Source organism: Mesorhizobium sp. WSM4840 (assembly GCF_055811755.1).
Map to the genome: position 1 here is coordinate 17,428 of NZ_JBVVQD010000003.1, position 22,482 is coordinate 39,909.

The window sequence follows — 22,482 nt, forward strand, 5'->3', positions numbered from 1 at the left end:
AAGAGCCGCTCGCTGGGGGATGGTGTGATCGATCTCGCACTCTGGCTGAATCCGCTGGACGGTGAAAATCCGTCAGGGGAAGACTTGCGCAACGATCCAGCCTTTCATGAGCTGGAGCGCCTCACGGAACAACAAAAAAAGGTCGAGTATCAAGGCAACGACAAGTCGGAAGTCGATGTTCCGATCGACTGGCCCGCGGTGCTCGCCAAGGCCGAAGAGCTGCGTACGCACGGCCGAGACCTGCGCCTCCTCGTCATCGTCACGCGTGCTCTGGCCAACGAGCATCGGCTTGCCGGGCTGACTCACGGCCTGACCCTCATCGTGCAAACCTTCGATCAGCATTGGGAAACCATGCATCCGGCCCTGCGGTCCGGTGCCACGCCACGCGACGCCGCCCTGCGCCGCATCAATGCGCTGACTGACCTTCAGAACAGCCAGGATGGCCTGCTCAAGGACCTGCGGAAAATGACGTTTTTCGCGCCGCGCGCCATCGGGCCGGTCCTCGGCGAGGACCTGGAGAAGGGTTCCCTCGAAGAGCGCGTCATGCTGCTTGAGGCTGCCTCGGGGCTGAACGCGGCCGAAAAGGCAGCGCTGGCGAGCGCGCACAGCCAACTGTTGAACCGGGTGCGCAGCGCATGCGCGACACAGATCGATCAGGCCGGCGCGGAGATGACGTCGCTCATCGCCGACGCCCGCGCCGCGATCGCGGCTCTCGATGCGGTCGAGGCCGCCCTCAACGCTCGCGTCGAAGGTGGCGCCACCGCTCCGGAATTGAAACGGTTTCTGCAGCGTGTACTGACGACCCTCGAACGAAACTCGGCCGCCGGGGCTACCGCGAATGGCGCCGCGAAGCCAGTTTCGGCGCCTGCGGAACCGGCAACGCCTGCTCGAAACGGTCATGGAGCCGATCCTATGGCAAGTGTGGCAAGCTACGCGGAGCCCGCCAGCAGCCTACCCGACCGGATTTCCTCGCGCGACGACGTCGTCAAATGCCTCGACCTCGTCGTCGCCTTCTATGACCGCACCGAACCGTCGAGCCCGATCCCGCACCTCGCTCGCCGCGTGCGCCGGATGGTGCATATGGATTTTGTTGAACTGATGGAAGATCTCGCCCCGTCGGGGCTGAAGGAATTCCGGCTTCTTGCCGGCGTTCCCGATGCCAAGAAGACGGCCCAGAAGGATGAAAGGTAACAAGCCATGGCAGCCGAAAGCAAAGCGAAGGTCATCGAACGAAATCGCGCACCGCGCGTGCAGATTGCCTATGACGTGGAGACCTACGGCAGCCCGACGACGATCGAACTGCCGTTTGTCATGGGTGTGATGGCCGACCTCTCCGGCGCCTCACAGACTAGGGAAGCGTCGAAATCGGTGCTGGACCGCGCCTTTGTCGAGACCGACGCCAACCGCTTCCCCAAGTTCATGGAGGCACTCGGGCCACGCGTCAAAGCCCGAGTGAAGAATACACTACCCCAGGCTGAAGGCGCCGAACGGGACGAGGAACTGGCGCTTGACCTCACCTTCACCAAAATGGGTGATTTCGCGCCGGACAAGATCGCCGAGCAAGTTCCACAATTGGCCGAAATCCTCAAGATGCGTCGTCAGCTCGAGGAACTGCTCGGCTTCATGGACGGCCGTGTCGACGCCGAAAAGCGCATAGCGCAACTTCTGAACAACGAGCCGCTTCTCGGCAAGATCGCCAACCAGGCATTATCCGACGACGACAAGGTTCAGGAGTAAATCATGGCCGAACAACAAAAAACCGCAGCCGTTGCCGCTGAGGCGGAAGCCATCGACCTCGGAGAATTCAGCGGGCTCCTCGAGAAGGATTTCAAGGTCAAGAAGGACGACAGCGAGAAGCTGCAGCAACTCGTGCGCAATCTTGCGCTCGCGGCGCAGTCCCGCTCCGATACCACGACCATCTCGTCCAACGCGATCAAGTCGATCAAGTCGCTGATATCAGGCATCGACAAGATGCTGACTACCCAGGTGAACGAGATTCTGCATGCGCCGGAAGTGCGCGAAATGGAAGGCACATGGCGCGGCCTGTGGTATCTCGTCAACAACACCGAGACGGATCAGAAGCTGAAGATCCGGGTGATGAACATTTCCAAGGTTCAGCTTGCCGACACGCTTGAAGACTACGAAGGCCAGATGTGGGATCAAAGCCCGATCTTCAAGAAGGTCTATACGGACGAGTATTCGATGCTGGGTGGCGAGCCGATCGGCTGCCTGATCGGCGCCTACGAATTCTCGAACCATCCGCGTGACGTCGGCCTGTTGCGCAACATCTCGGGCATCTGTGCCTCCGCGCACACGCCGTTCATCGCGGCCGCCGACCCGCGGCTGTTCCGCATGGACAGCTGGCAGGAACTGCCGAACCCGCAGGACCTTCAGATGATCGTCTCGAACCCGGCCTATGCCTCGTGGCAATCGCTGCGCGAGAGCGAGGACGCGCGCTACATCGGCCTGACCATGCCACGTGTTCTGGCGCGACTGCCGTATGGCTCGGAAACCGTTCCGGTGAAGGGCTTCACTTTCGAGGAAGAGGTGCAGGCCGATCACAACAAATATGTCTGGATGAACGCGGCCTTCCCGATGGGCGTCAACATAAACCGCAGTCACAAGCTCTATGGCTGGGGCACGCAGATCCGCGGCGTCGAGAACGGCGGCACAGTCATCAACCTGCCGGTGCACTCCTTCCCCACCGACGACGGATCGATCGCGATGAAATGCCCGACGGAAGTTGCCATCGACGACCGGCGCGAGGCGGAATTGGCCAAGCTCGGCCTGATGCCTATCCTGCACCGCAAGAACACCGATCTCGCAGCCTTTATCGGTGCGCATTCGCTGCAGGACGACGAGACCCGCGCCGGCCGGCTGGTCGATCCCGACGCCCAGTCAAATGAACGACTGAGCGCCAACCTGCCCTATCTTTTCCCGGTTTCACGCTTTGCGCACTACCTCAAGGCCATTGCGCGCGACAAGATCGGATCGTTCAAGGAACGCTCCGACATGCAGATCTGGTTGACCGAGTGGATCAACCGCTACGTGCTGGCCAACCCGGCCTTCGCCGACGACAAGGCGCGCGCCAAGCGCCCGCTTGCCGCGGCCGAGGTCCAGGTCGACAGCGTGGAGGGGCGGCCGGGCTATTACAATGCCCGCTTCTATCTGCGTCCGCACTACCAGCTGGAAGGCATCAATGCCTCGCTCAGGCTGGTGTCGGAACTACCGTCCGTGAAGACTTGATTCGCAGCAACCACACCTTGTTCTGTTTAAAAGCGGTGGAGAAAGACAATGCCAGTGAAAATTGATGGTTTTCTAAAGGTTCCGGATATCAAAGGTCCAAGCGTTCGAGACGGCCACGAGGATGAAATCGAAGTCCATGGGGTCGATTACAAGATAATCGCGCCGTACGATCCGAATTCGCTTTCACGCCGCGGTCGTGTGTCCCTGGGGATGATCAAGTTCACCAAGCACTATGACAAGTCCTCACCCTATCTGAAAAAGGCGTTGTTCGACAACAAGGCGCTGGACGAAGTCGTGTTCTCCGCCCGCCGGACCATCGATGGGGAGACCAGCGACTATCTGGTCGTCACCCTGACCGACGCCTCGATCATGGAATACGACATGTCGCAGGCTGAGGACGAGGAAGACCTGATCGAGGAGGAGGTCAGCTTCGCCTACAAGAAGATCAAGTTCGTCTATGACAAGGATGACGAAATCGAAATGGATGTCTATGTCGGCAAGTGAGGCCCGGCGGCCCGGCGCGGACAAGCTTACCGGCAGTTCGCGAGCGAAGCGCGAGGCGGTCCAGCCCTCTCTTTGGGACCGCCTCGTCAATGACCTGCCGGGCGTGACCTCCGAGATCGACGGGCTGCGCCAGACCTTGCAGGACGAACTTGGCGCGGACCGGCTGGATACGCTCCTTGCGGGGAGCACGCGGCTTATCGATGCCGACGCGGAGCTGACGTCCGATCAGAAGCGGCGTCTGCACCGCCTGGTCTTGCAGACCCAACACCGCGCGGAGATCGAAAGCCGTGGCGTGGTCGTATCGGCCCGCGTCCTCAGGGAGGCAGTGCGGCGCGACATCGAGGCCTTGTTCAACACCGAGCGTTTTGAAGCTGTTCCGCTTCTTTCCGATTTCGAAAGCGAACAGGCCGCAGACAATCCGCCGTCGCTGGCCGATTTTCCGGAGGTGCGCCGAAGTGTGGTCAACTACGGCGTGCCTTCCTTTTCGGGCCGTTCGTCCCGCGACTTTGATCGCGAGACCCTGGCGCGCGAGATCCGCTCGGTCCTTGCCACCTTCGAGCCCCGTCTCAAGGAAAGCGCAACAAAAGTAACGGTGACCCTTGGCGACAAAAGTGTCGGCCTGAAGATCGAGATAGACGCCGTGCTGATCATGACGCCGACGCCGGAACGCATGCGCCTGCGCACCACAATCAATCTCGATAACGGCCTGGCGCGGACCGAATTCAGGGACAGCTGAGATGGATCGGGTCTTCGTAGAATATTACGAGGAGGAACTGACCCATATCCGCGGACTCGCGGCGGAATTTGCCGACATGCATCCGGCGGTGGCGCGCAATCTTTCGCTTGATACCGTGCCCTGCCCGGATCCCTATGTCGAGCGGCTGCTTGACGGCGTCGCTTTCCTCGCTGCGCGCACCCGGTTGAAAGTCGATGCCGAGCGTTCGCGGTTTTCACGCAGCGTCCTGGATGTCCTCTATCCCGATCTGGTTACGCCGGCGCCGGCAACGGCGATGGCAGTGCTGAAACCCGGCCAGCAGGTCCAGTCGATGATTGCCGGCCATGTCGTCAAGCGGAACACGCGTCTGGTGTCCAGTCTGCAACCCGGGCTGTCGACGCGCTGCACATTCACCACCGCGCAGGAAACGACGCTGTGGCCGATAACGATTACGTCGGTCAGCTATTTCCAGGATCGCAGCGGGTTGGCAGCGGCCGGCATAACACCGATCGGCGGCGTTGGCGGCGAGGCGGCGCTGCGTATCACGCTGGGTCGGGCCGGAAAAGGCAAGCTCGACGAACTGGCGCTTGACCGACTTGATTTCTATTTTGCCGGGCGCACCAAAGCGCCATTGCTGTTCGACGCGATTTTCGGCGCCTGCTCGGCCGTTGGTGCACGCGCCGAGGGCAAGGCCAATCCGCTAGCGCCTTTGCCAGGCCCCGAAATGGTCGGCATCAGCGACGACGAGGCGTTGATGCCTCGAACCCGTCCGACATTCGAAGGGTACCGTCTGCTGCGCGAATATTTCATGATGCCCGAGCGCTTTCACTACGTGCGGGTTTCAGGACTGCAATCGGTCGTGCGCAGATGCGACGCCGGGCTCGAGATCATCTTCATGTTCCGGCGTCCGGTGCCTGAACTTGCCGATGTGACGCCGGCGGATTTCGAACTTTTTGCGACGCCGATCATCAACCTCTTCGAGCGCGACTGCAACGTCATCGAGCTTGATCCGCGCAGAACGCGGCAAGTGCTGCATGCCGACCGCACGCGGGCGCGGGACTTCGAAATCTATCGGGTGACCCGCGTCGAGGACGCCGACACCGAGGGGACCGATGCCGAAATTCCGGAGCTCTTCAGCCTGGGGCAAAACCGCGGCAGTGGCTGGGTCTATTCCACCGAACGGCGCCCGCGCCGGGCCACCGAAGATGAACGACGCGACGGGTTGACCCGCACCTCATACACCGGCGACGACGTTTTCCTATCGGTTTCACGGCCGGCCGGAAGCCCGGCGAACCGGCCGCTGAAGCGTGTCGACATCATGGCGCTTTGCACCAACCGCGACCTGCCGATCCTCGACGACAACCCCACCTTGACGCTGGAGACAGGCGATCCGGTCGAAATGGTCCGGCTTCTCGGTGCGTTGCGCTCGCCCCAGCCGGCTATCCCGGCCGCGCTGCCCGCGGGCGCCGAAGGCGAATCCCGAGCCGACAATCTCGCCTGGCGGCTGGTGGCGCAGTTGGCGCTCAACTTTCTCAGCCTTGCCAAGGAAGGCCGCGGTATCGATCCCCTGCATGCGCTGCTCGATCTTTATGCCGACCGGGGAGATCCGAGCCTCGCCCGCAATGTGCACTCGATCGTTCGCATCGACTCGCGGTCCGTCATCGAACGGCTGCAGATCGATGGGCCGATGTGCTTCGGACGGGGCACGGAAGTGACGCTGCATGTGGACCAGTCGGTCCTGGCTGGGCAAAGCACATTGCTGCTTTCAGCCTTGCTTGCACGGTTGTTTGCCCGTCACGCCGGAATAAACGGCTTTGTGCGGACCCGCACGCGGCTGCTGCAGAAGCAGGAGGATGTGCCATGGCCGATGACGCCCGGCAATCGCTACCTGATCTAGACAAATTCGACCTGGACCGGGTCGAAGAGCTGGATGATACATTCGATTTTTTCGAACTGTTGCGCCGGCTCGAACGCAGGGGCGGGCTGTTCGGCTATTCCGGCCACGCGGATCGCGAGCCGGCAAGGCTCGGGCAGCATGTGCGTCTTAGCTTTTCCACCAAGGACGTGGTTGCGTTCCGCCAGGCGAAGGACAAGACGCCGGCCCGGGTTACGGTTGCAAATCTCGGGCTGATGGGACCGGAAGGCCCGATGCCGCTTCATTTGACACGTTGGGTGCTCGATCGTCTGTCGCAGCGCTGGTTCACCGGCGCTGACGCACGGCAGACCAGCGACACGACGTTCGTGGACTTCGTCAATATTCTCCAGCACCGCATGATCGCCCTGTACTATCGGGCCTGGGCCGACGCGCATCCGGCGGTACAGGTCGAACGTGCAGTCGGCGGCCGGGTAAGAGCCATGCTTGAAGCCATGGCGGGAATCGGACTTCCCGGCACCCACAATCCCGATCTGGACGCCGTGAAGCTTCGCCAGGCGGCGTCGCTCGCCAGCCAGGTCGACGGTCCGGAGCGACTGACGCTGTTCCTGGCGGAAGCGTTCAAGGTGCCGGTCCAGATCAAGGAGTTCGTTGCCGCCTGGATGTCCATACCGGCGACGCTCCAGACCCGCCTCGCGCAAGCTTACGCGGTGCTGGGTCGCGGGGCGACGATCGGCCCGCGCGTTTTCAGCCGCCAAAGCAGGATCGAACTCCGCGTCGGCCCGCTCGGGTATGAGGAGTTCAAGACGTTCCTGCCGGGCGGTCAACGTCTGAAGATGTTCAAGCAGGCGGTTCGCGACATGGTCGGGGAATCGCTCGACGTCGATCTGCGGATCGTGCTCGCGCGTGAAGCGGTGCCGCCGCCCCGTATTGGAGCGGTACAGCTCGGCCGAACCACCTGGCTTGCGCGGCCCGCTGAAAGGGGCGATGCTGACGACATGCGGCTGCGGACAATTGTCGGATGGCGGCCGGAAATGGCGGAGGTCGCGGCATGAGTCTGCTGCTGACGCTGGAGCACGGACCACGCACCCAGGCGGTACGGCAGACCCGGCTGGACGAGGGTGAACTGGTGATCGGCCGTAGCGCGGACGCGGGCTGGCAGATCGATGATCCCGACATGTTCGTTTCGCGCGCCCATTGCAGGATCACCGGCGGGCGGGATGGATATTTCGTCACCGACACATCAAGCAGCGGCTTGTTCATAAACGACTCCGACAGCCCGCTCGGCGCTGGCACCTCGGTCCGTCTTCAAAACGGCATGCGGCTGAGGCTGGGCGACTACATCGTATGCGTCGATCTGCAGACGTCGGCCGCTCAAGCACCGGCAGCCAGCCAATCGTTCGCGGAACCGTCGCCACAGGCATCACGAGCGCCGGTAAGCATCGGCCGCGATGATTTCTTTTCAGCCGCGGTCGAGGAAGAGCCGCGACGACCGCGCCCCGCCGATCTGCCGAACCCGTTCGAGCAGCCGATTCCAGGAGCGTTCGAGCGCGCCAACCAGCGCAGTTCGCCTGCCTTCGACGACCCGTTCAGTCTCGACCCGGTATCAACGCCCACACCGAATGGCCCTAGCTATTCCGAACCACGTGGTGGGTCAGGCCCCGCAGATCCCTTCAGCCTCGATCCGACACCTTCCGGTGCAAGCGAGCCCGTTGCAGGCCAGCCCGCTCCAGGCCAGCCCGCTCCAGGAAGGTCATCCCAATTCGATGACGATTTCGATTTCGGGCCGGCCGCGTCGCCCGATTGGAGGAACGGCGCCGGCTCGGCCGGTCAACGCAAACACGTTGCCGGAAGGCCGCAATCGGCCAATCCCTGGGATTTGCCTGGCCAGGCGGCAGAGATCCCTCCTCCGCCACGTCCCGGCCTTGCTCCCAGACCCGCTCCCTTCCTGGCAGCAGCGCAACAGGCGAACACGGCGCTTCGCACCGCGTTCCTGCGAGGCATGGGCATCGAGGAAGCCGAGTTTCCCGGACGCGACAGCGTCGCGGAAATGGAGAAGTTCGGTCGCGAGTATCGGCTCATGATGGAAGGCCTGATGCAGCTGCTGCGCAAGCGGGCCGAGGAAAAAGGAAACGCGCGCGTCGCCCAGACGGTGGTTGGGGCCTCTGAAGTCAATCCGCTAAAATTTCTGCCGACGGTCGACGACGCCATCGTCACCCTTATCGCGGAGCGCAGCCCCGGATTTCTGGCCGGCGAAGCGGCAATCGCCGACGCGGTCCGCGATCTCGCGCAACATCATGTGCGCGCCTGGCGAGGCGTGCAGTCCGCCTTGCGGCGAATGATTGACCGTTTCGACCCGGCCGAGATCGAGAAAGAGCTCAAATCGAGTTCCGCGATCGGCACACTGCTTTCGGGCGGGCGCCGCGCAAAACTGTGGGAGCTTTACCAGAAACGCCATCGTGACATCGCCCAGAGTGCGGAATCGAGTTTTTTGGGCGAAATCGGCGCTGATTTTCGGGATGCATATGAGGAGGAGTGAAATATGATCGATCGCCGCGAATTCATCGTTGCCCTGGGCGCAACCGGGCTGCTTGCTGCTTGCCAGAGCGGTCCGCCAAAACCATCCGCGGTGACCGTCAACCTGACCGGCGCGGCCGGCATGAACCCGGGACCAGGCGGCGGCGACCGGCCGGTGACGGTCCTGGTGATGCGGCTGCGCAGCACCGGTAAGTTCAATTCGGCCGATTATTTCGCGCTGCAGGGGGATGCCGGCTCCGCACTCGCAGGCGATCTCATTGGATCCGACCAGATCTCCATCGGACCTGGAAAAACCGCATCCAAAACCATCACGGTCGAGCCGGACGCGGCTGCGCTGGGCTTCGTTGCCCTCGTTCGCGAGCCTGGCGGCCGGACCTGGCGTACAACCAAGTCGGTGTCGCCGGGGTCAAAAGTAACCGTCAACGTCACGCTTGGCAGCGGCGGCATTTCCGCCTAGCGGCCAAGGCAAGGGGTGCTCGATGCAGGAAGTAGCGGCATGAGCGATGCAAACAGGGTGCTGTGGTCCGAAGGCCTGTTTCTCCGGACCCAGCATTTTCAGCAGCAGGATCGCTTTTTCGAGGCGACGGTGCGCGGCGCGTTGCAGGCCGGGCAGTTGCATACGTTCGGCTTTCAGCAGCTGACGCTGGACCAGGCAATGCTCGATGCCGGCCAGGTCTCGATCCTGTCGGCACGCGGCATCTTTCCGGATGGAACCCCGTTCTCCATCCCGGACCTGATGGACGCGCCACGACCGCTGCCGGTCACCGCCGATACGGGTGCGGGACCGGTGCTGGTCGCCCTGCCGCTCGAGCCTGCCGGCGGTGTCGGCTTCGATCCGGCGCACGCCGCATCGACAGGCGCACGCTATCATGGGCGGATCGTTTCGGTGCGCGACGCCGTCCAGGGCGGTTCGGATCCTGAAGAAATCGAAATCGCCCGCCCGCAGGCGCTGCTGATTGCACCGGGAAAATCGGTTGGCGGCTACACCGCCCTGCCGATAGCCGACATCAAAGGGGTTAGAGCCGACGGCGGCGTCTCGCTGGACGAGACGTTCCTGCCGCCGACACTGGTTACCGGAGCGGTGGCCTGGTACCGGCAGCTGCTTCTGGAAGTTGTCACCGGCCTCGACCAGATCGCCGAGGCGCATGGCAAAATGGTCATGGGCGGGCCAGGGCGCAGCGTCGAAGACCTGCTGATGCTCAATCTCGCCAATGCGGCGCGTCCGCGGCTGGCCCACATGCTGGCGCAGGATGTTTTCCACCCGGCCGAGCTTTACCTGGAGCTTGCCGGTCTTGCCGGTTCAATGGCGACCTATGGCTCGAGCGCGCGACGGCTGAGCGAGTTGCCCGCCTACGATCACATGGCGCCCGGCCCCGCCTATTCGGCGCTGGCCGACGCCTTGCGGTCGCTCATCCTGAGCCTGCGCTACATCGAGCCTAAATCACGCGCACTGCCGGTGATGCGGCATTCGACCAATGTCTGGAAAATCCGCATCGACAACCCGAAGCTGCTGGTGGCCAGCCGGATCGTCATCCGGGTCGGCTCCGAGCTGTCGGAAGATGCGTTGCGCAAGATTTTCGTCAACCAGGCGACCGTCGGTTCGGCCGATCAGTTCGAGGGCCTGTGGAAATCCCGTCTACCCGGCATTCCACTGAAGCCGCTTCATTCCCAGCCGCGCGAAATCCCCTACGATGGCGATCGGCTGTGCCTTGAACTGGATCAGAAAAGCGAGCACTGGGCCTCGCTGCTCGATGCCCCCGGCTTCGTCATCGGCGTGTCGGGTGTGCTGCCGAGCGAGCCGCAGGTCGACTGCTATTCGGTAAACAGGTGAGATGATGAGCCGGGATGATCCTTTCGGACTGTCGGAGGATCGCGAACGCACTCGCATACGACTGACCGGCGCGCCGATGCCGCGACCGATGACGCCACTGTTGTCGGGCGTGCCAATCAAACGCTCGCGTACGCATCCGAACACGCTGGTCAACGCATTCGCGCCGCTGCTCGAGTTCGCGCCCGAGCTTGAAAGCGCGCTGCCGCCGGAAAACCCGGAAGCGCTGCGCACCCGGTTGCTCGATGAGCTGGTTCGGGCACGTGACGCGGCAATGGCGGCGGGGTCCTCTCTGGAGCGCGCCGACCAGGCAGCCTGGGTGGTGGCGGCATTGCTCGACGATCTCGCCCTGAACACGCCATGGGGCGGCGCCAGCGCATGGCCGCGTCAGCCTCTTGTGGTGATGCTGCGAGGCGATGTCGATGCCGGCACGCAGTTCTTCACCCGTCTCGACGAACTGGAGCGGCATCCGAACCGGGATCGCGAATTGCTCGAACTGCAATATCATTGCCTGGCGCTCGGTTTCCGCGGCAAATATCGTGTTCCAGGCCGGTCGGGCGACCGCTCGCTCAATGCCGTTCGCGTTGCTGCGGCGCGCTTTCTGCGCGATGCCGACGCCGACGGCGCGCCGCTGTCGCCGAACTGGAAAGGCGTGATCGCATCCGACGAGCCGCAGCGTTTCATCGTGCCGATCTGGGTGATGGGGCTCGGCGCGGCAGTTCTCGCCACGGCAATCTATCTCGGGCTGTCGATGGGACTGAGCAGTCAGGCGGTCGAGCTTTCGACGCTGGTTCGTGCTTTGCCGCCGCCGGCGCGCGGCGATATCAGCCGGACATCGCCACAGGTCGACGCGCCGCCGCCGGAGGCAGTGGATTTCGCGCTGGTGCCGGAGTTTCAGGCCGGAGCGCCGGCGAATCTCAGGGCCGCGCTCAGCGGCACCGAGAGTGTTTCGCTGGCCAGGCTGATCATTCAGGCCTCCAACCCCGAACTGTTCCAGTCGTCGCGGCCAACACTGACGGAAGGCTTCGAACCGCTGATCGGTTCAATCGCCAAAGTGATCCTCGCCAATCAGGAACTGATCGGAAACATTACCGTGGTCGGCCATACCGACAGTATTCCTTTGCAACGGTCCAATCCGCTTTCCACCAACCAGCGGCTGTCGGAAGCGCGCGCGGCAACCATTACCGAGATGCTGGTCCAGAACGGTGTGCCGCAGGACCGCATTCGCTTCGAAGGACGTGCAGCTACCGATCCAGTGGCCGACGACAGCACCCGCGCGGGACGGGCCTTGAACCGCCGCGTCGAGGTGCTGGTCGAAAAGAGGCTGTGAGATGTTCATCCTGCGCTTCCTCTGGGCGGTTCTGACATCGCGCTGGCTGTGGACGCTGATCGGCATCGCACTGCTTTCCCTGGTTATCTGGGTGTTCGGCCCGATCGTCAGGGTCGGTGCTTACGAACCCTTCGCCTCGGAAAATGTCCGCATCGTCATCATTGCGCTGCTGGTCATCTTCTGGCTGATCTGGCTGATCGTCGCGCAGCGCCGGGCGATCCGAGCCAACCGCATGTTCGTCGCCGAAATCGCTGCGCCTGTGGTGGAAAAACCGCTGAGCCCCGGCGAAGAGAACGTCGCTGCCGTCGGCGCCAAGTTCGCCGAGGTGATGGTCGAATTGAAGCGCCGCAAGCTGGGCGGACGCAAGTTCCTGCGTGAGATGCCGTGGTACGTGATCGTCGGGCCGCCGGCCACCGGCAAGACCACGGCCTTGCGCCAGTCCGGCCTGAACTTTCCGATCGACCTCACCGACGATCTGCAGGGGGTTGGCGGCACCCGCAACTGCGACTGGTTTTTCTCCGAGAATGCAGTTCTGATCGACACGGCGGGCCGCTACGTGCAGCAGGAGAGCCAGCCGGACGTCGATGCGGCGGAATGGCTGGGCTTCCTCGACCTCTTGAAAAAGCATCGCGGCCGCCGGGCGCTCAACGGCGTGATCGTCGCGCTGTCGATCGATGCGCTTTCAGAGGGCGACGAAGCCATCAAGGCTCATGGCCGCAAGATCCGCCGTCGCCTGGCAGAGCTCAACGACCGGCTCGAAATCCGCCTTCCAGTCTACCTGATGCTGACCAAGGCCGATCTGATCAAGGGATTCGAGGCTTTCTTCGGCGGCCTGTCGACGGCCTCGCGCGAGCAGGTGTGGGGGACGACCTTCGCGCTGGATGCGCGTGTCGACGCAAAGACCATAGAACGGGAAATCGCCACCCTTGCGACGCAACTCGAGCGGCGGCTGGTGCCGCGCCTGGAGGACGAGGACAAACTCGCCGCCCGCGCCGAGATTTTCAGGTTTCCCGCCCAGCTCACAAGCCTGTCCGAGCCGATCCAGGTGCTGGTCGAGGCGATGTTCGGCGAAAGCCGCTACGAGGAAGCCGCCTGGCTGCGCGGCCTCTATCTGACGTCGGCGACCCAGGAAGGGGCGCCCATCGACCGGCTGACCGCGGCGCTGTCGTCATCCTTCGGTCTTCCGCCGCGGCGGGCGATGCCGGCGCCGCGTGTTGAAAAACGCAGCTTTTTCCTGAAGAACCTGCTGACCGAGGTCATTTTTAGGGAAGCCGGCCTGGGGACGTTCGATCCGCTGGCGCAGCGCCGCCGCGCCTGGATCTGGCGTGGCGCCGCGGCCGCCTGTGCCGCCGCCGCCCTGTTGGCCGGTGCGATGTTCACCTGGTCCTACTATGACAACCGCAATGCGATCGCAGCGCAGGCGGGCCAGTTCGAAGCGCTGCAGGCGCCGCTGACCACAGCAGCCGCGAGCCCGGCATCGGTGGAGCAGCCCGCCATCGACAGCGCGCTCAATGCGATGGCCGAGGTCGCAAATGCCCGTACCGCACCGCCGAGCAGTGCCCAGGATCTGCTGGGGCCATCGGCGTCGGCAGAGCTGCTGCGGGCGCAGGCCGACACTTACGAGCACGCTTTGCGCAACGTCCTCGAGCCGCACATGGTCGCTCTGCTCGAGGCGACCATGTGGCGGCAGATCCGCGATCCGGATTTCATGCTGGGGGCGCTAAAAACCTATCGCATGATGACTGGCCTGTCGCAGATGGACGCCGACTACGTCCAGAGCTGGTGGGTCAACGACTTGCCGGAATTCGCACCGGCGGCGCCGTTTCCGACCGCCGACGCGGAAGAGCACCAGCTTGCCGCGATCCGCCGCATGGCGGTCGACGACAGCTACATATCAGCGGATCAGGCGCTGGTTGCCGAGGCGCTGAAAACGGTTTGCACGATTTCGCTGCCGGCGCGCGCCTACAGGCAGTTGCTGGCCGACCCGGCGGTGGCCGGACTCAAGGAATGGATCCCGGCGAATTTCGCCGGTCCCAACGGCGCCAAGGTTTTTGCACGGCGTTCCGACAAGACGCTGCGCGTCGGCATTTCGGGCGCGTTCACCTATTCCGGCTTCCACGATGCCATTCTCGACCGGGTCGAGGATGTTGCCGCCCAGGCCGCACTCGATCGGGCGGTGTTTGCCGGAGGCTGCTCGGAAAATTCCGAAACCTCGGTCTCGGCGCTGTCGGAGGATATTCTAAAACTCTATTACGAAGACTACATCGCGCAATGGGACAGCATCCTGCGCGATATCAGGCTCGCGCCATTGGCCGACCTGAATGTCGCCAGCGAGAACCTAAAGGACCTTTCGAGTGCCGACTCGGCGCTGAAGCGCCTGCTTACGGCCGTCGTCCAGGAGACCGAGCTGACCCGGTCCGATGAAGCGCCGGCCGACAACAAGGCAGCAGCCAAGGGCACCTCGAAACTGCTCGGCAAGCTGGGGAAGCTGGGAAAGATCGTGAAGACAGGGGCAAAACTGCTGCCGCGCGCAGGATCCGCCAACGAGGTGGACCTTACCGGCAATCTGGTGGCCGAACACTTCAAGCCGCTCAAGGGGGCGATCGCCGAGGTCGACGGCCAGCCGCCGGCACTCGATGCCGCGGTGGTGGCGCTGACCGCACTTTCGAACGTGCTGCAGACGGTCACGGCCAATCCCGACCCGCAGGACGCCATCAAGAAACAGGGTGGGCTGGCCGAACTGACCGGAGCGGTCGCCAGGCAAGCGCAGATCCTGCCCGATCCGGTCGACGACTGGCTCGGCGGCATCGCCGGCGACACCAGCGGCCTGACACAGAAGGCGGTCACCTCGGAGCTCAACGCCATCTGGCGCGCCGACATCCTGCCGTTCTGCCAGGCGGCGCTGAACGACCGCTATCCGTTCAGCCCCGAAAGCGCGGTCGACGTCAATGTCCGCGATTTCGCCCGCCTGTTCGGGCCGGCCGGGATGATCGACACCTTCATCAACGACCATTTGATCAGCTATGTCGACACCGCCAGCCAGCCATGGAAATGGCGCGCCGATTTCGGCCTCGACGCGGCGGCCCTGGCGGCGTTCGAACAAGCCAGGCGGATTCGCGACGATCTGTTTCCAGGCGGTACCGGGCCGGTGATGAGCTTCACGCTGCAGCCGACGGACCTGTCGCCCAACGTGACGCGCGTGACGCTCAATCTCGATGGCCAGAACCTCGTCTACTACAACAACGCGACGCGGCCGCAGCCGATGACCTGGCCCGGCAAGGACGGCACCGGCGTCATCTCGCTCGCCTTCCAGCCGATCGACGGCTCGCCCGAAGTCATGTTGAACGAAACCGGCAGCTGGGCGTGGCTGAGGCTGCTGCGCAGCGGCCGCTTCACCGGCACCTCGCTGACGGATGTCTACAGCCTGCGACTGGGCACGCAAGGCATGTACGCCGATTTCGAGCTCAAGGCGGCAAGCGTCGAGAACCCCTACAATTTGCAAATGTTCAAGAAATTCTCATGTCCGCCGCAGATATGATCCTGCCCGGCTTTTACGGCAAAATGCCTGCCACCGGCGATTTCGTCACGCGGCGGCTGCCGGGGGATTTTGTGCGCATCTGGGACCGCTGGCTGGCGCAGCACATCGTGCCGCTGATCGGCTCGGAAACCTGGCCGCGCACCACCGCGCTACGCTTCCTGGCTGGTCCGGCTTCTTTCGGCGCCTCGGCGGGCATTATTCTGCAGAGCGCCGACAGGGTCGGCAGGCAGTTCCCTTTGAGCGTCGTCGCGCTGCTTCCTGATGCGTTCATTCAACTGGCTCGCGCTGAGGCGTGGTTTGCCGGGATCGAAGAGGCTGCCGCTGCCGCCCAGCAGGGCGAGCTGACGTCCGACGAACTGGATGGCGCTCTAAGCGTGCTGCCGGTGCCGCCTGTCGAGCCGGGCGAAGAGGTGATCGGCGATATGGTGATGTGGACTGCATACTCCGACATTTTCGACGTTGATCCGCTGTCGCCGCAGGCGACGCTGGAGCAAGTGTTCTCAGGAAGATGGAAGACTGGGCTGATATGACCGGATCAAATACCGAACATTATTCCCTGAGTGAACCCGCCGGATGCTCCGGCATTCCGAGAACATCCTAAGCCAACGATTTTCCGCCTGAGGGTCCGCCGCCGCCATGTGGGAAGTCAGCAACAGCACCGGGTTTCCAGCGATGGGGAGCTGGGTTCAGGACAAGGCCGCGAACAAGATCTGGCTGGTCTGCGTGAAAGCTACCTTGGACATACTGGCCGACGGAAGCACGCGGCCCTCGGAGAACCAGGTGCCGCCGTTCATACAGGGACAGCCCCTCGACGGCGACTACGAGAAAAGCCTGATCTATGAAGCCGATTTTTTCGGGGTGAAGCCCTGCACGGACGTGCTCGTCAACGGTACCGCTTGGTCACCGAACGGCAAACCGATCACAGAGCTCGATGTAGGATTCCAGGTTGGTCCGGTTCAAAAGCGCCTGAGCGTATTCGGCAATCGCTGGTGGACGGTGAACCTTGCCGGACGACGTGTCATCGCGAGCCCCGACCCGTTTCTCAAGATGCCGATCCGGTATGAAGCGGCATTCGGCGGCTGGGATCGCACTGCCAGCAATCCGAAGGATCATCGCCTGGAGGCGAGGAATCCGGTCGGGCGGGGCTTCATCTCCAACCCGAATGGCTGTCTCGGACGGCCGCTCCCCAATATCGAGTATCCGGCAAACCTGATTTCATCCGTCGCTAGCCGCCCCGCGCCGGCCGGCTTCAACGCGGTGGCCTGTCATTGGTCGCCGCGCCGGGAACTCGCCGGCACTTATGACGAGATCTGGCAGAAGACGCGCTTCCCGCTCTGGGCGAATGATCTCGATTCCCACTACTATTGCTGCGCCCCGCAGGATCAACAGGTCGCCGGCTATCTGCGGGGCGGCGAGCCGGTGCAGCTCATCAATCTCTCGCCGAACGGCCCGATACGCTTCCATCTTCCGCGCCTAGTTTTCGGCTTCTCAACGCGCATCAAACGCGAGACGATTCACACCAAAGGCACGTTGGCGACCGTGATCCTAGAGCCGGATACTTCGCGCGTGATTATGGTTTGGCAAAGCTCGCTCATATGCAATAAGGACATCGACTATCTCGATCAAACCTCTGTCCGCCTGAAAAAGCTGATGTGATGGAATGACGATGCCTACGCCAAGCGTCGCAGCCTATCTCCCTCGGACGCCAGTCTGGCTGGCCGGCCTTTCAGCGCGGACTCCGGTTGGTCTGCGTCCCGAAAGCGCTGCCGCAGCGGTGCGGGCGGGGATCTCAGCAATTTCCGAGCATCCGTTCTTCGTCGACCGCAATGGCGAGCCCATGCGCCTGGCGCAGGATGCGGTCATCGGCCCCGAGGTGCCGCTGGCGGAGCGCATGAAGGAACTGCTGTTGTCGACGCTGCTGCAACTGCCGCAGGCCGCGGCGCTGTCGGCCAACGGCCTGAGAACGCTCCTGATCATCTGTGCGCCGGAGCCGCGGCCCGGGTTACCGGACGGCATCGCCGAAGTGCTCGGTCGTGCCGTAATGGGACGATTCGGCCCGGCGAACCTGCGCGTGCAATGCCTGGCCAACGGACATGCTGCCGGAATGTTTGCGTTCGGTATGGCCGCCAAGGCGATCGATGAAGGCAAGACGGATCTGGCGGTGGTGGCAGGCGTGGATTCCTATCACGACTATCAAACGCTGGAATGGATGGATGAAACGGGGCAACTCAAATCCGAGGTGAACCGAGACGGCTTCTTCCCGGGAGAGGGAGCGGGCGCGTGCCTGCTGGCACGCCGCAATCTGATATCAGAACTGGGCCTGGAGGCCCTGGCGCAGCTGAGCGCAGTCAGCACCGCGCCCGAGCGGATCACCATCAAGCGACACGGCGAGGACGGGGTTTGCGTGGGCGAAGGGCTGAGCTCCGCCTTCCTCGGACTCGAGCCGGTCATTGGCACAGATCGGCGCAAGATCACCGACACCTACTGCGATCTCAATGGACAGCGCTACCGCAGCGAGGAGTTGGTCTACACAATCCTGCGAGTTCAGCATCTTTCAGATGAGGCAACCCACTATCTGCATCCAGCTGACTGCTGGGGCGATGTCGGCGCAGCGTCAGGTCCACTGTTCGCGGCGCTGGCTCACGCCGCCGCCAGCAAGGGCTACAGCCACGGTTCGCGAGCGGCGCTCTGGGCCAGTTCCGAAGGCGGCCAGCGCGCGGTGACGCTGCTGGACTTTTCTGCCAACCCGCCAAGAAAGCCTGCCTGATGGTTTCCGTTGGAGTCAACCCGCCCAAGACGCCGGTGACCGAGGGCAGCATAGACATGGCGCCGGCGGACGTGCCCAATGTGTGCAAGATGCCGGGACCGCCGGCTCCGTTCGTGCCCGTTCCGCTGCCGAATTTCGGACGCTCCGCCGACAGGCTGTCGGATGCCACCTCGACGGTCAAGATTGAAGGGAAGAAGATAGCCATCAAGGGAAGCTACTACATGAGCGCGCCGTCGCCTGATGTGGCGAGCCAGGGCACCGGCGGCGGCGTGGTGTCGTCGGCTACACAGGGAAAGACCGAGTTCGTCGCGCCCGGCTCGATGGACGTGAAGGCAGAAGGCAAGAACATCCAACTGCTCGGCGATCAGATGACGAACAATGGGAGCTAAGAACTCCGCCACCTCGACCGGTAATAAGCAGGGTCCGGACAACAAGCCGATGCACAAATGCGGCGAGGTTGGCAGCTATGGAAGTCTTTGTAACAGCGGCAAGGCGAGTCGAGCAGACGGGTCGCGGGTATGGGAGCGCGACCACGTTCCGGCGAAGGGAACTTTATATGCACGCGCCGTAAAACGCTTCGGCCCTTTCGACCCAGACGTTGCAAAGTGCGTAAAGGACAAAGTGGAAAGCAGGGGCAAGGCTATCGTAATCCCACGCAAAGTTCACCGGGCGGACAGTGAAACATGCGGGAATTTAAACAAACCGCTGATGAAGCCGGACGCGGAAACCAAGCAAAGCATGAAAGATGCCATAGAACGAGACACCGACGCAATACAAGCAGCGTTGGACGACACCGAGTGCGGACCCGCATATGCTGCGGCGGTCAAGGAACTTAAAGAGTTTGATTTCGAAGGAATGATAAAAGAGGCGGTCAAGGAGTGCGAGGGCTGACCATCGATCAAGCCAGTATGGAGGCAGTAATGGATTATCAGAAATGGGTAGACCTGTTTGGAAGGACGAATAACGATCCGGATTTAAAGGAAAATTTGAAACGGTCAGGTGTCACAAAAGGTGTGGTTATGCCGAGGGATGAGATCTACCTCTCCGTCGATGTAGATGGAATGACCCTTCAATTTGAGGATGTTGAGCTCTTCAAGGATGTTCCGGGGGGCGCCGGCACATGCGTGCTCACCAGTGTGACCATGCATGTGAAAAGGGAACCCTGGCCGTCTCCTTATGATATCCCAAAAGATGCAACTCGGCCGAGCCTGAGGGAAAGATTTGGAACTCCGGTCGAGCAGGAGGAAGCTTGGGACCAATGGAGAGTGTCCAACAAACTTCTTCTGAAGGCTCGCTACAAAATCGATGGTGACGCTCTCATGAAGGTTACCTTAAACATGGAAGAACCGAAATAGGGGACGGATACGGCCTGGCATGGACTTCAGCGGAGCTGTAAGCCTTCTTGGGAGATCGTCAACGGATACCGAGGTTCAGGCCTTGATGTCGCGGCTGGCCATTTTGCGGCAGCCGGAAGTCGTGCTCGACGAGAACGACGGCTCTGTCCTGAATGCTCAGGATTGGCTTCTGAACAAGAAGCTTGGGGTGGAACTGGGATTCGAGGCGAGAGCGCACCTGCTCGGGCAGGAAATAGAGGATCCCAAGAACGAGCCGATGCTGTTCACTCAGATCTACTTTTACTGCGAGCGCTATGATGTCGGCCCGTACCAAGGATCTTTGCCTGCCGGCCTCGTGGCTTCGGACAGCAGGATTTCGGCGCGAGACAGGTTGGCCGCCTACGAGAGCACCCGGCGTTCCTACACCAGGGACACGTGGGAGCTTCCACAGTTTCAGCTCATCATTGGTTATGCAAATGGCGGCACGAATATAGGTTTCGTTTCTTGTCAACTTCGACCGCCGCCAATGCCTGCCGACTACGACGATGCAGGTCTGATACCGTCAACCCCAAATATCATGGCCGCGCTTGGCAAGAAGTTGTCCGATCCCGGACTTCGGCTTATGTTTTCGCCTCTGCGATTGGAGCAAAATCTGGAAGTCGACGATGGCGGCTTGGTTGGAAGATTCGATAAACACTTGGGTCTTTTCCTCCACTTCCGGTACATGGAGGGGGGGCGCGATCTGGCGCTGACCCATGTGCTGTTCTATCGAGAATACGAAGCCGACGGGGCGCGTTGGCCCGGCACGCTTCCGAATGGATTGCACTTCGACGATTCGCCTGAAGTTGTATTTCGAAAGATCACAGCAGAGCCGATCAAGCATTACGACGAGGAATTCACAGGAGACGCAACCTGGAAATTCCCTGAGTATACGTTGCAAGTTTTGTATAGCACCATGAGGAATTACATCCTACGGGTGCAGGTCAGTGCGCCTGGAGTTCTCCCCATAGCATAGCGACGAATTGCGCCGCATTCAGATCACGGCTATCATGCGCCAAAGACATCAAGCTAGTCACAAGGTAAGCACCTGTGAACGATCGCCCCGATTTCGCGCGCGTAGGCAGCGGTCTCAGCGATGGCCTTGTCATCGGCACCTTCATAGGACGCAACAAGTCAGGCGAGCCGATCGTCTCCGTACCGGACGGAATCGAGAGCAGGATGGTTGCTGCCCGCGCTGCAACCATGCTCGAGGCGTCGGATTTCGGGACCGACGTGGTCGTGATGTTCGACGGTGGCGATCCCGACCGCGCCGTCATTCTGGGCCGCCTGCTGCGTCCGAAGCCGGTTGCCGCCGAGGATGTCGCCGTGACCCTGGACGGGGAGCGCCTGGATCTTTCCGCCGAACGTGAGATCGTGCTTCGCTGCGGCAAGGCCAGCATAACGCTGACCCGTACCGGCAAGATCATTCTGCGCGGCACCTATATTCTCAGCCGCTCCTCTGGCCCCAACAAGATCAAAGGTGGCTCGATCCAGCTTAACTAGGGCCTCGGATGTCGCGCCGCGTTATCGAGCATATCGTCGAGCAACATGCCGAAGACGCGGCCTTCCTTTGGCTGCAGCGTGAAAGGGCGGTCGACGCTCCCGATCAGTACCTCAAGAATTTGAGCAGACTGGACGACCGGCTGGAGGCACATATCGACGGTCTTCGTGTTTCGGGCGAGTGGGGCTGGCAGGTAGCCGAGAGGGCCTTCGACCAGTATCAGGAGCCGGGCGAGACTTTCGTGGCTGCCGTCCTTGCCTTCGAGAGCCTGTCCGAGAACAGGATTGGCTACGTTCTGAATCTCGCCGAGGCATCTCCAGATTTATTCCGAGCTACCGTATCGGCCCTGGGTTGGGTCGAGCCGTATCGAATTCAGGAATGGGTACGCTCCCTTTTGGAGGATCCGCGCCCCATCCGGCGCCTACTCGGTTTGGCCGCGTGTTCGGTCCGGCGGATCGACCCCGCGATGCGCCTTTCAGAGTTGCTGAACGATACCCTCGCGGTGCGCGCCAGAGCCTTGCGCCTGGCCGGGGAAGTTGGGCGCGTCGATCTGCTCTCCGACATTAAGGCGGCCCTAAATGACCCACACGAAACTTGTCGATTTTGGGCCGCATGGTCCTGCGTGCTGCTGGGAGACAGGCATGAGGCACTGGAAATCTTGCGGAGGCACGCCAGCGTCGACGGGATTGGTTGGAAGGGCGTGCAACTTCTGTTGCGCGCCGCGGATCACCAAAGCGCCGTGCAATGGCTGCTTAGTCTGCGTGGGGATCGTTCGAAGGAACGTCTGATTGCTGCCGGGTCGGGCATCCTGGGGGACCCCATCTTCGTGCCGTGGCTGACCACACGCATGCGCGACCCGAAGCTCGCACGGCTGGCCGGCGAAAGTTTTGAGACCATAACCGGAATGTCAATCGAGCGCGAAGGGATGAATATCAAGCCGCCGGCCGACGTGGATTTCGAGAATGCGTCACCAGCCGACTATTTCGCTCGCGACCAGGATCTGGTCTGGCCCGATGTCCGCAAGATTCGCGAATGGTGGCGGCGCAACCAGACGGACTTCAGTCAGGGTAAAAGATATCTGCAGGGCAAGCCTCTGGCGGCGGCGAGTCTGGCGGAGATCTTTGCAAACGGAACGCTGCGTCAGAGGCGATGCGCTGCTCTTGAGTTAGCGTTAAGTGCGCCGGATGCCCCACTGGCCAACAGCTCGGCACGTTCGCTCAACCGGCTCGCGCCAACTGGTTGAGACTCGGCAGTGGTTCTGTGATCCGA

General features: G+C 62.2%; 21 protein-coding genes. All 21 read left to right on the forward strand.

Annotated elements, in window-relative coordinates:
* Positions 1–24: 24 nt before the first annotated feature.
* The 21 genes from tssA to AC0L3I_RS05910 all read left to right on the forward strand — a co-directional run bounded on the left by tssA (position 25) and on the right by AC0L3I_RS05910 (position 22,456).
* Positions 25–1,191: a type VI secretion system protein TssA gene (gene tssA, locus AC0L3I_RS05810; protein WP_473526259.1), complete on the forward strand. Its 1,167-nt coding sequence runs from the start codon at positions 25–27 to the stop codon at positions 1,189–1,191.
* Positions 1,192–1,197: 6 nt separating this feature from the next.
* Positions 1,198–1,737 carry a type VI secretion system contractile sheath small subunit gene (gene tssB, locus AC0L3I_RS05815; RefSeq protein WP_123149512.1) on the forward strand — a complete coding sequence of 180 codons (540 nt, stop codon included), beginning with the start codon at positions 1,198–1,200 and terminating at the stop codon, positions 1,735–1,737.
* 3 nt (positions 1,738–1,740) lie between these two features.
* Positions 1,741–3,246, forward strand: a complete 1,506-nt coding sequence (gene tssC / locus AC0L3I_RS05820) for a type VI secretion system contractile sheath large subunit (RefSeq protein ID WP_123149511.1) — start codon at positions 1,741–1,743, stop codon at positions 3,244–3,246.
* A gap of 48 nt (positions 3,247–3,294) precedes the next feature.
* Positions 3,295–3,750 (forward strand): Hcp family type VI secretion system effector, encoded by a 456-nt coding sequence (locus AC0L3I_RS05825; RefSeq protein ID WP_023801311.1) that lies wholly within the window; start codon positions 3,295–3,297, stop codon positions 3,748–3,750.
* Complete coding sequence (gene tssE, locus AC0L3I_RS05830; protein ID WP_473526499.1) at positions 3,737–4,486, forward strand: type VI secretion system baseplate subunit TssE; 750 nt, start codon at positions 3,737–3,739, stop codon at positions 4,484–4,486. Before AC0L3I_RS05825 ends, tssE begins: the two co-directional genes overlap by 14 nt.
* 1 nt (position 4,487) lies before the next feature.
* A complete protein-coding gene (gene tssF / locus AC0L3I_RS05835) occupies positions 4,488–6,362 on the forward strand; it encodes a type VI secretion system baseplate subunit TssF (protein ID WP_473526260.1) in 1,875 nt (624 codons plus the stop codon).
* Positions 6,326–7,393 carry a type VI secretion system baseplate subunit TssG gene (gene tssG / locus AC0L3I_RS05840; protein ID WP_473526261.1) on the forward strand — a complete coding sequence of 356 codons (1,068 nt, stop codon included), beginning with the start codon at positions 6,326–6,328 and terminating at the stop codon, positions 7,391–7,393. Before tssF ends, tssG begins: the two co-directional genes overlap by 37 nt.
* Positions 7,390–8,877 (forward strand): type VI secretion system-associated FHA domain protein TagH, encoded by a 1,488-nt coding sequence (gene tagH / locus AC0L3I_RS05845; RefSeq protein WP_473526262.1) that lies wholly within the window; start codon positions 7,390–7,392, stop codon positions 8,875–8,877. The genes tssG and tagH overlap by 4 nt, the downstream gene beginning before the upstream one ends.
* Positions 8,878–8,880: 3 nt before the next feature.
* Positions 8,881–9,333 (forward strand): type VI secretion system lipoprotein TssJ, encoded by a 453-nt coding sequence (tssJ, locus tag AC0L3I_RS05850; protein WP_473526263.1) that lies wholly within the window; start codon positions 8,881–8,883, stop codon positions 9,331–9,333.
* Positions 9,334–9,372: 39 nt separating this feature from the next.
* The gene (tssK, locus tag AC0L3I_RS05855) at positions 9,373–10,707 is read left to right on the forward strand and encodes a type VI secretion system baseplate subunit TssK (RefSeq protein WP_023801305.1); all 1,335 of its coding nucleotides are present in this window, start codon (positions 9,373–9,375) and stop codon (positions 10,705–10,707) included.
* Between the two features lie 4 nt (positions 10,708–10,711).
* Positions 10,712–12,034, forward strand: a complete 1,323-nt coding sequence (gene icmH, locus AC0L3I_RS05860; protein ID WP_473526264.1) for a type IVB secretion system protein IcmH/DotU — start codon at positions 10,712–10,714, stop codon at positions 12,032–12,034.
* Position 12,035: 1 nt separating this feature from the next.
* On the forward strand, positions 12,036–15,572 hold the full coding sequence (gene tssM, locus AC0L3I_RS05865) for a type VI secretion system membrane subunit TssM (protein ID WP_473526265.1): 3,537 nt from the start codon (positions 12,036–12,038) through the stop codon (positions 15,570–15,572).
* Positions 15,554–16,102 (forward strand): type VI secretion system-associated protein TagF, encoded by a 549-nt coding sequence (gene tagF, locus AC0L3I_RS05870; protein ID WP_473526266.1) that lies wholly within the window; start codon positions 15,554–15,556, stop codon positions 16,100–16,102. Before tssM ends, tagF begins: the two co-directional genes overlap by 19 nt.
* 106 nt (positions 16,103–16,208) lie before the next feature.
* A complete protein-coding gene (locus AC0L3I_RS05875; RefSeq protein WP_473526267.1) occupies positions 16,209–17,228 on the forward strand; it encodes a DUF2169 family type VI secretion system accessory protein in 1,020 nt (339 codons plus the stop codon).
* A 10-nt stretch (positions 17,229–17,238) separates the two neighbouring features.
* A complete protein-coding gene (locus AC0L3I_RS05880) occupies positions 17,239–18,339 on the forward strand; it encodes a beta-ketoacyl synthase N-terminal-like domain-containing protein (RefSeq protein WP_473526268.1) in 1,101 nt (366 codons plus the stop codon).
* Positions 18,339–18,728 (forward strand): PAAR-like domain-containing protein, encoded by a 390-nt coding sequence (locus AC0L3I_RS05885; RefSeq protein ID WP_065006582.1) that lies wholly within the window; start codon positions 18,339–18,341, stop codon positions 18,726–18,728. The genes AC0L3I_RS05880 and AC0L3I_RS05885 overlap by 1 nt, the downstream gene beginning before the upstream one ends.
* Positions 18,718–19,230 carry a hypothetical protein gene (locus tag AC0L3I_RS05890; protein WP_473526269.1) on the forward strand — a complete coding sequence of 171 codons (513 nt, stop codon included), beginning with the start codon at positions 18,718–18,720 and terminating at the stop codon, positions 19,228–19,230. Before AC0L3I_RS05885 ends, AC0L3I_RS05890 begins: the two co-directional genes overlap by 11 nt.
* A gap of 29 nt (positions 19,231–19,259) precedes the next feature.
* Positions 19,260–19,694, forward strand: a complete 435-nt coding sequence (locus tag AC0L3I_RS05895; RefSeq protein WP_473526270.1) for a hypothetical protein — start codon at positions 19,260–19,262, stop codon at positions 19,692–19,694.
* Positions 19,695–19,713: 19 nt separating this feature from the next.
* Positions 19,714–20,688, forward strand: a complete 975-nt coding sequence (locus AC0L3I_RS05900) for a hypothetical protein (RefSeq protein ID WP_473526271.1) — start codon at positions 19,714–19,716, stop codon at positions 20,686–20,688.
* A 74-nt stretch (positions 20,689–20,762) separates the two neighbouring features.
* Entirely contained in the window at positions 20,763–21,215 is a 453-nt protein-coding gene (locus AC0L3I_RS05905; RefSeq protein WP_287355561.1) for a DUF6484 domain-containing protein, read from the forward strand.
* An 8-nt stretch (positions 21,216–21,223) separates the two neighbouring features.
* Positions 21,224–22,456, forward strand: a complete 1,233-nt coding sequence (locus AC0L3I_RS05910) for a TIGR02270 family protein (protein WP_473526272.1) — start codon at positions 21,224–21,226, stop codon at positions 22,454–22,456.
* The last annotated feature ends 26 nt before the right edge of the window (positions 22,457–22,482 follow it).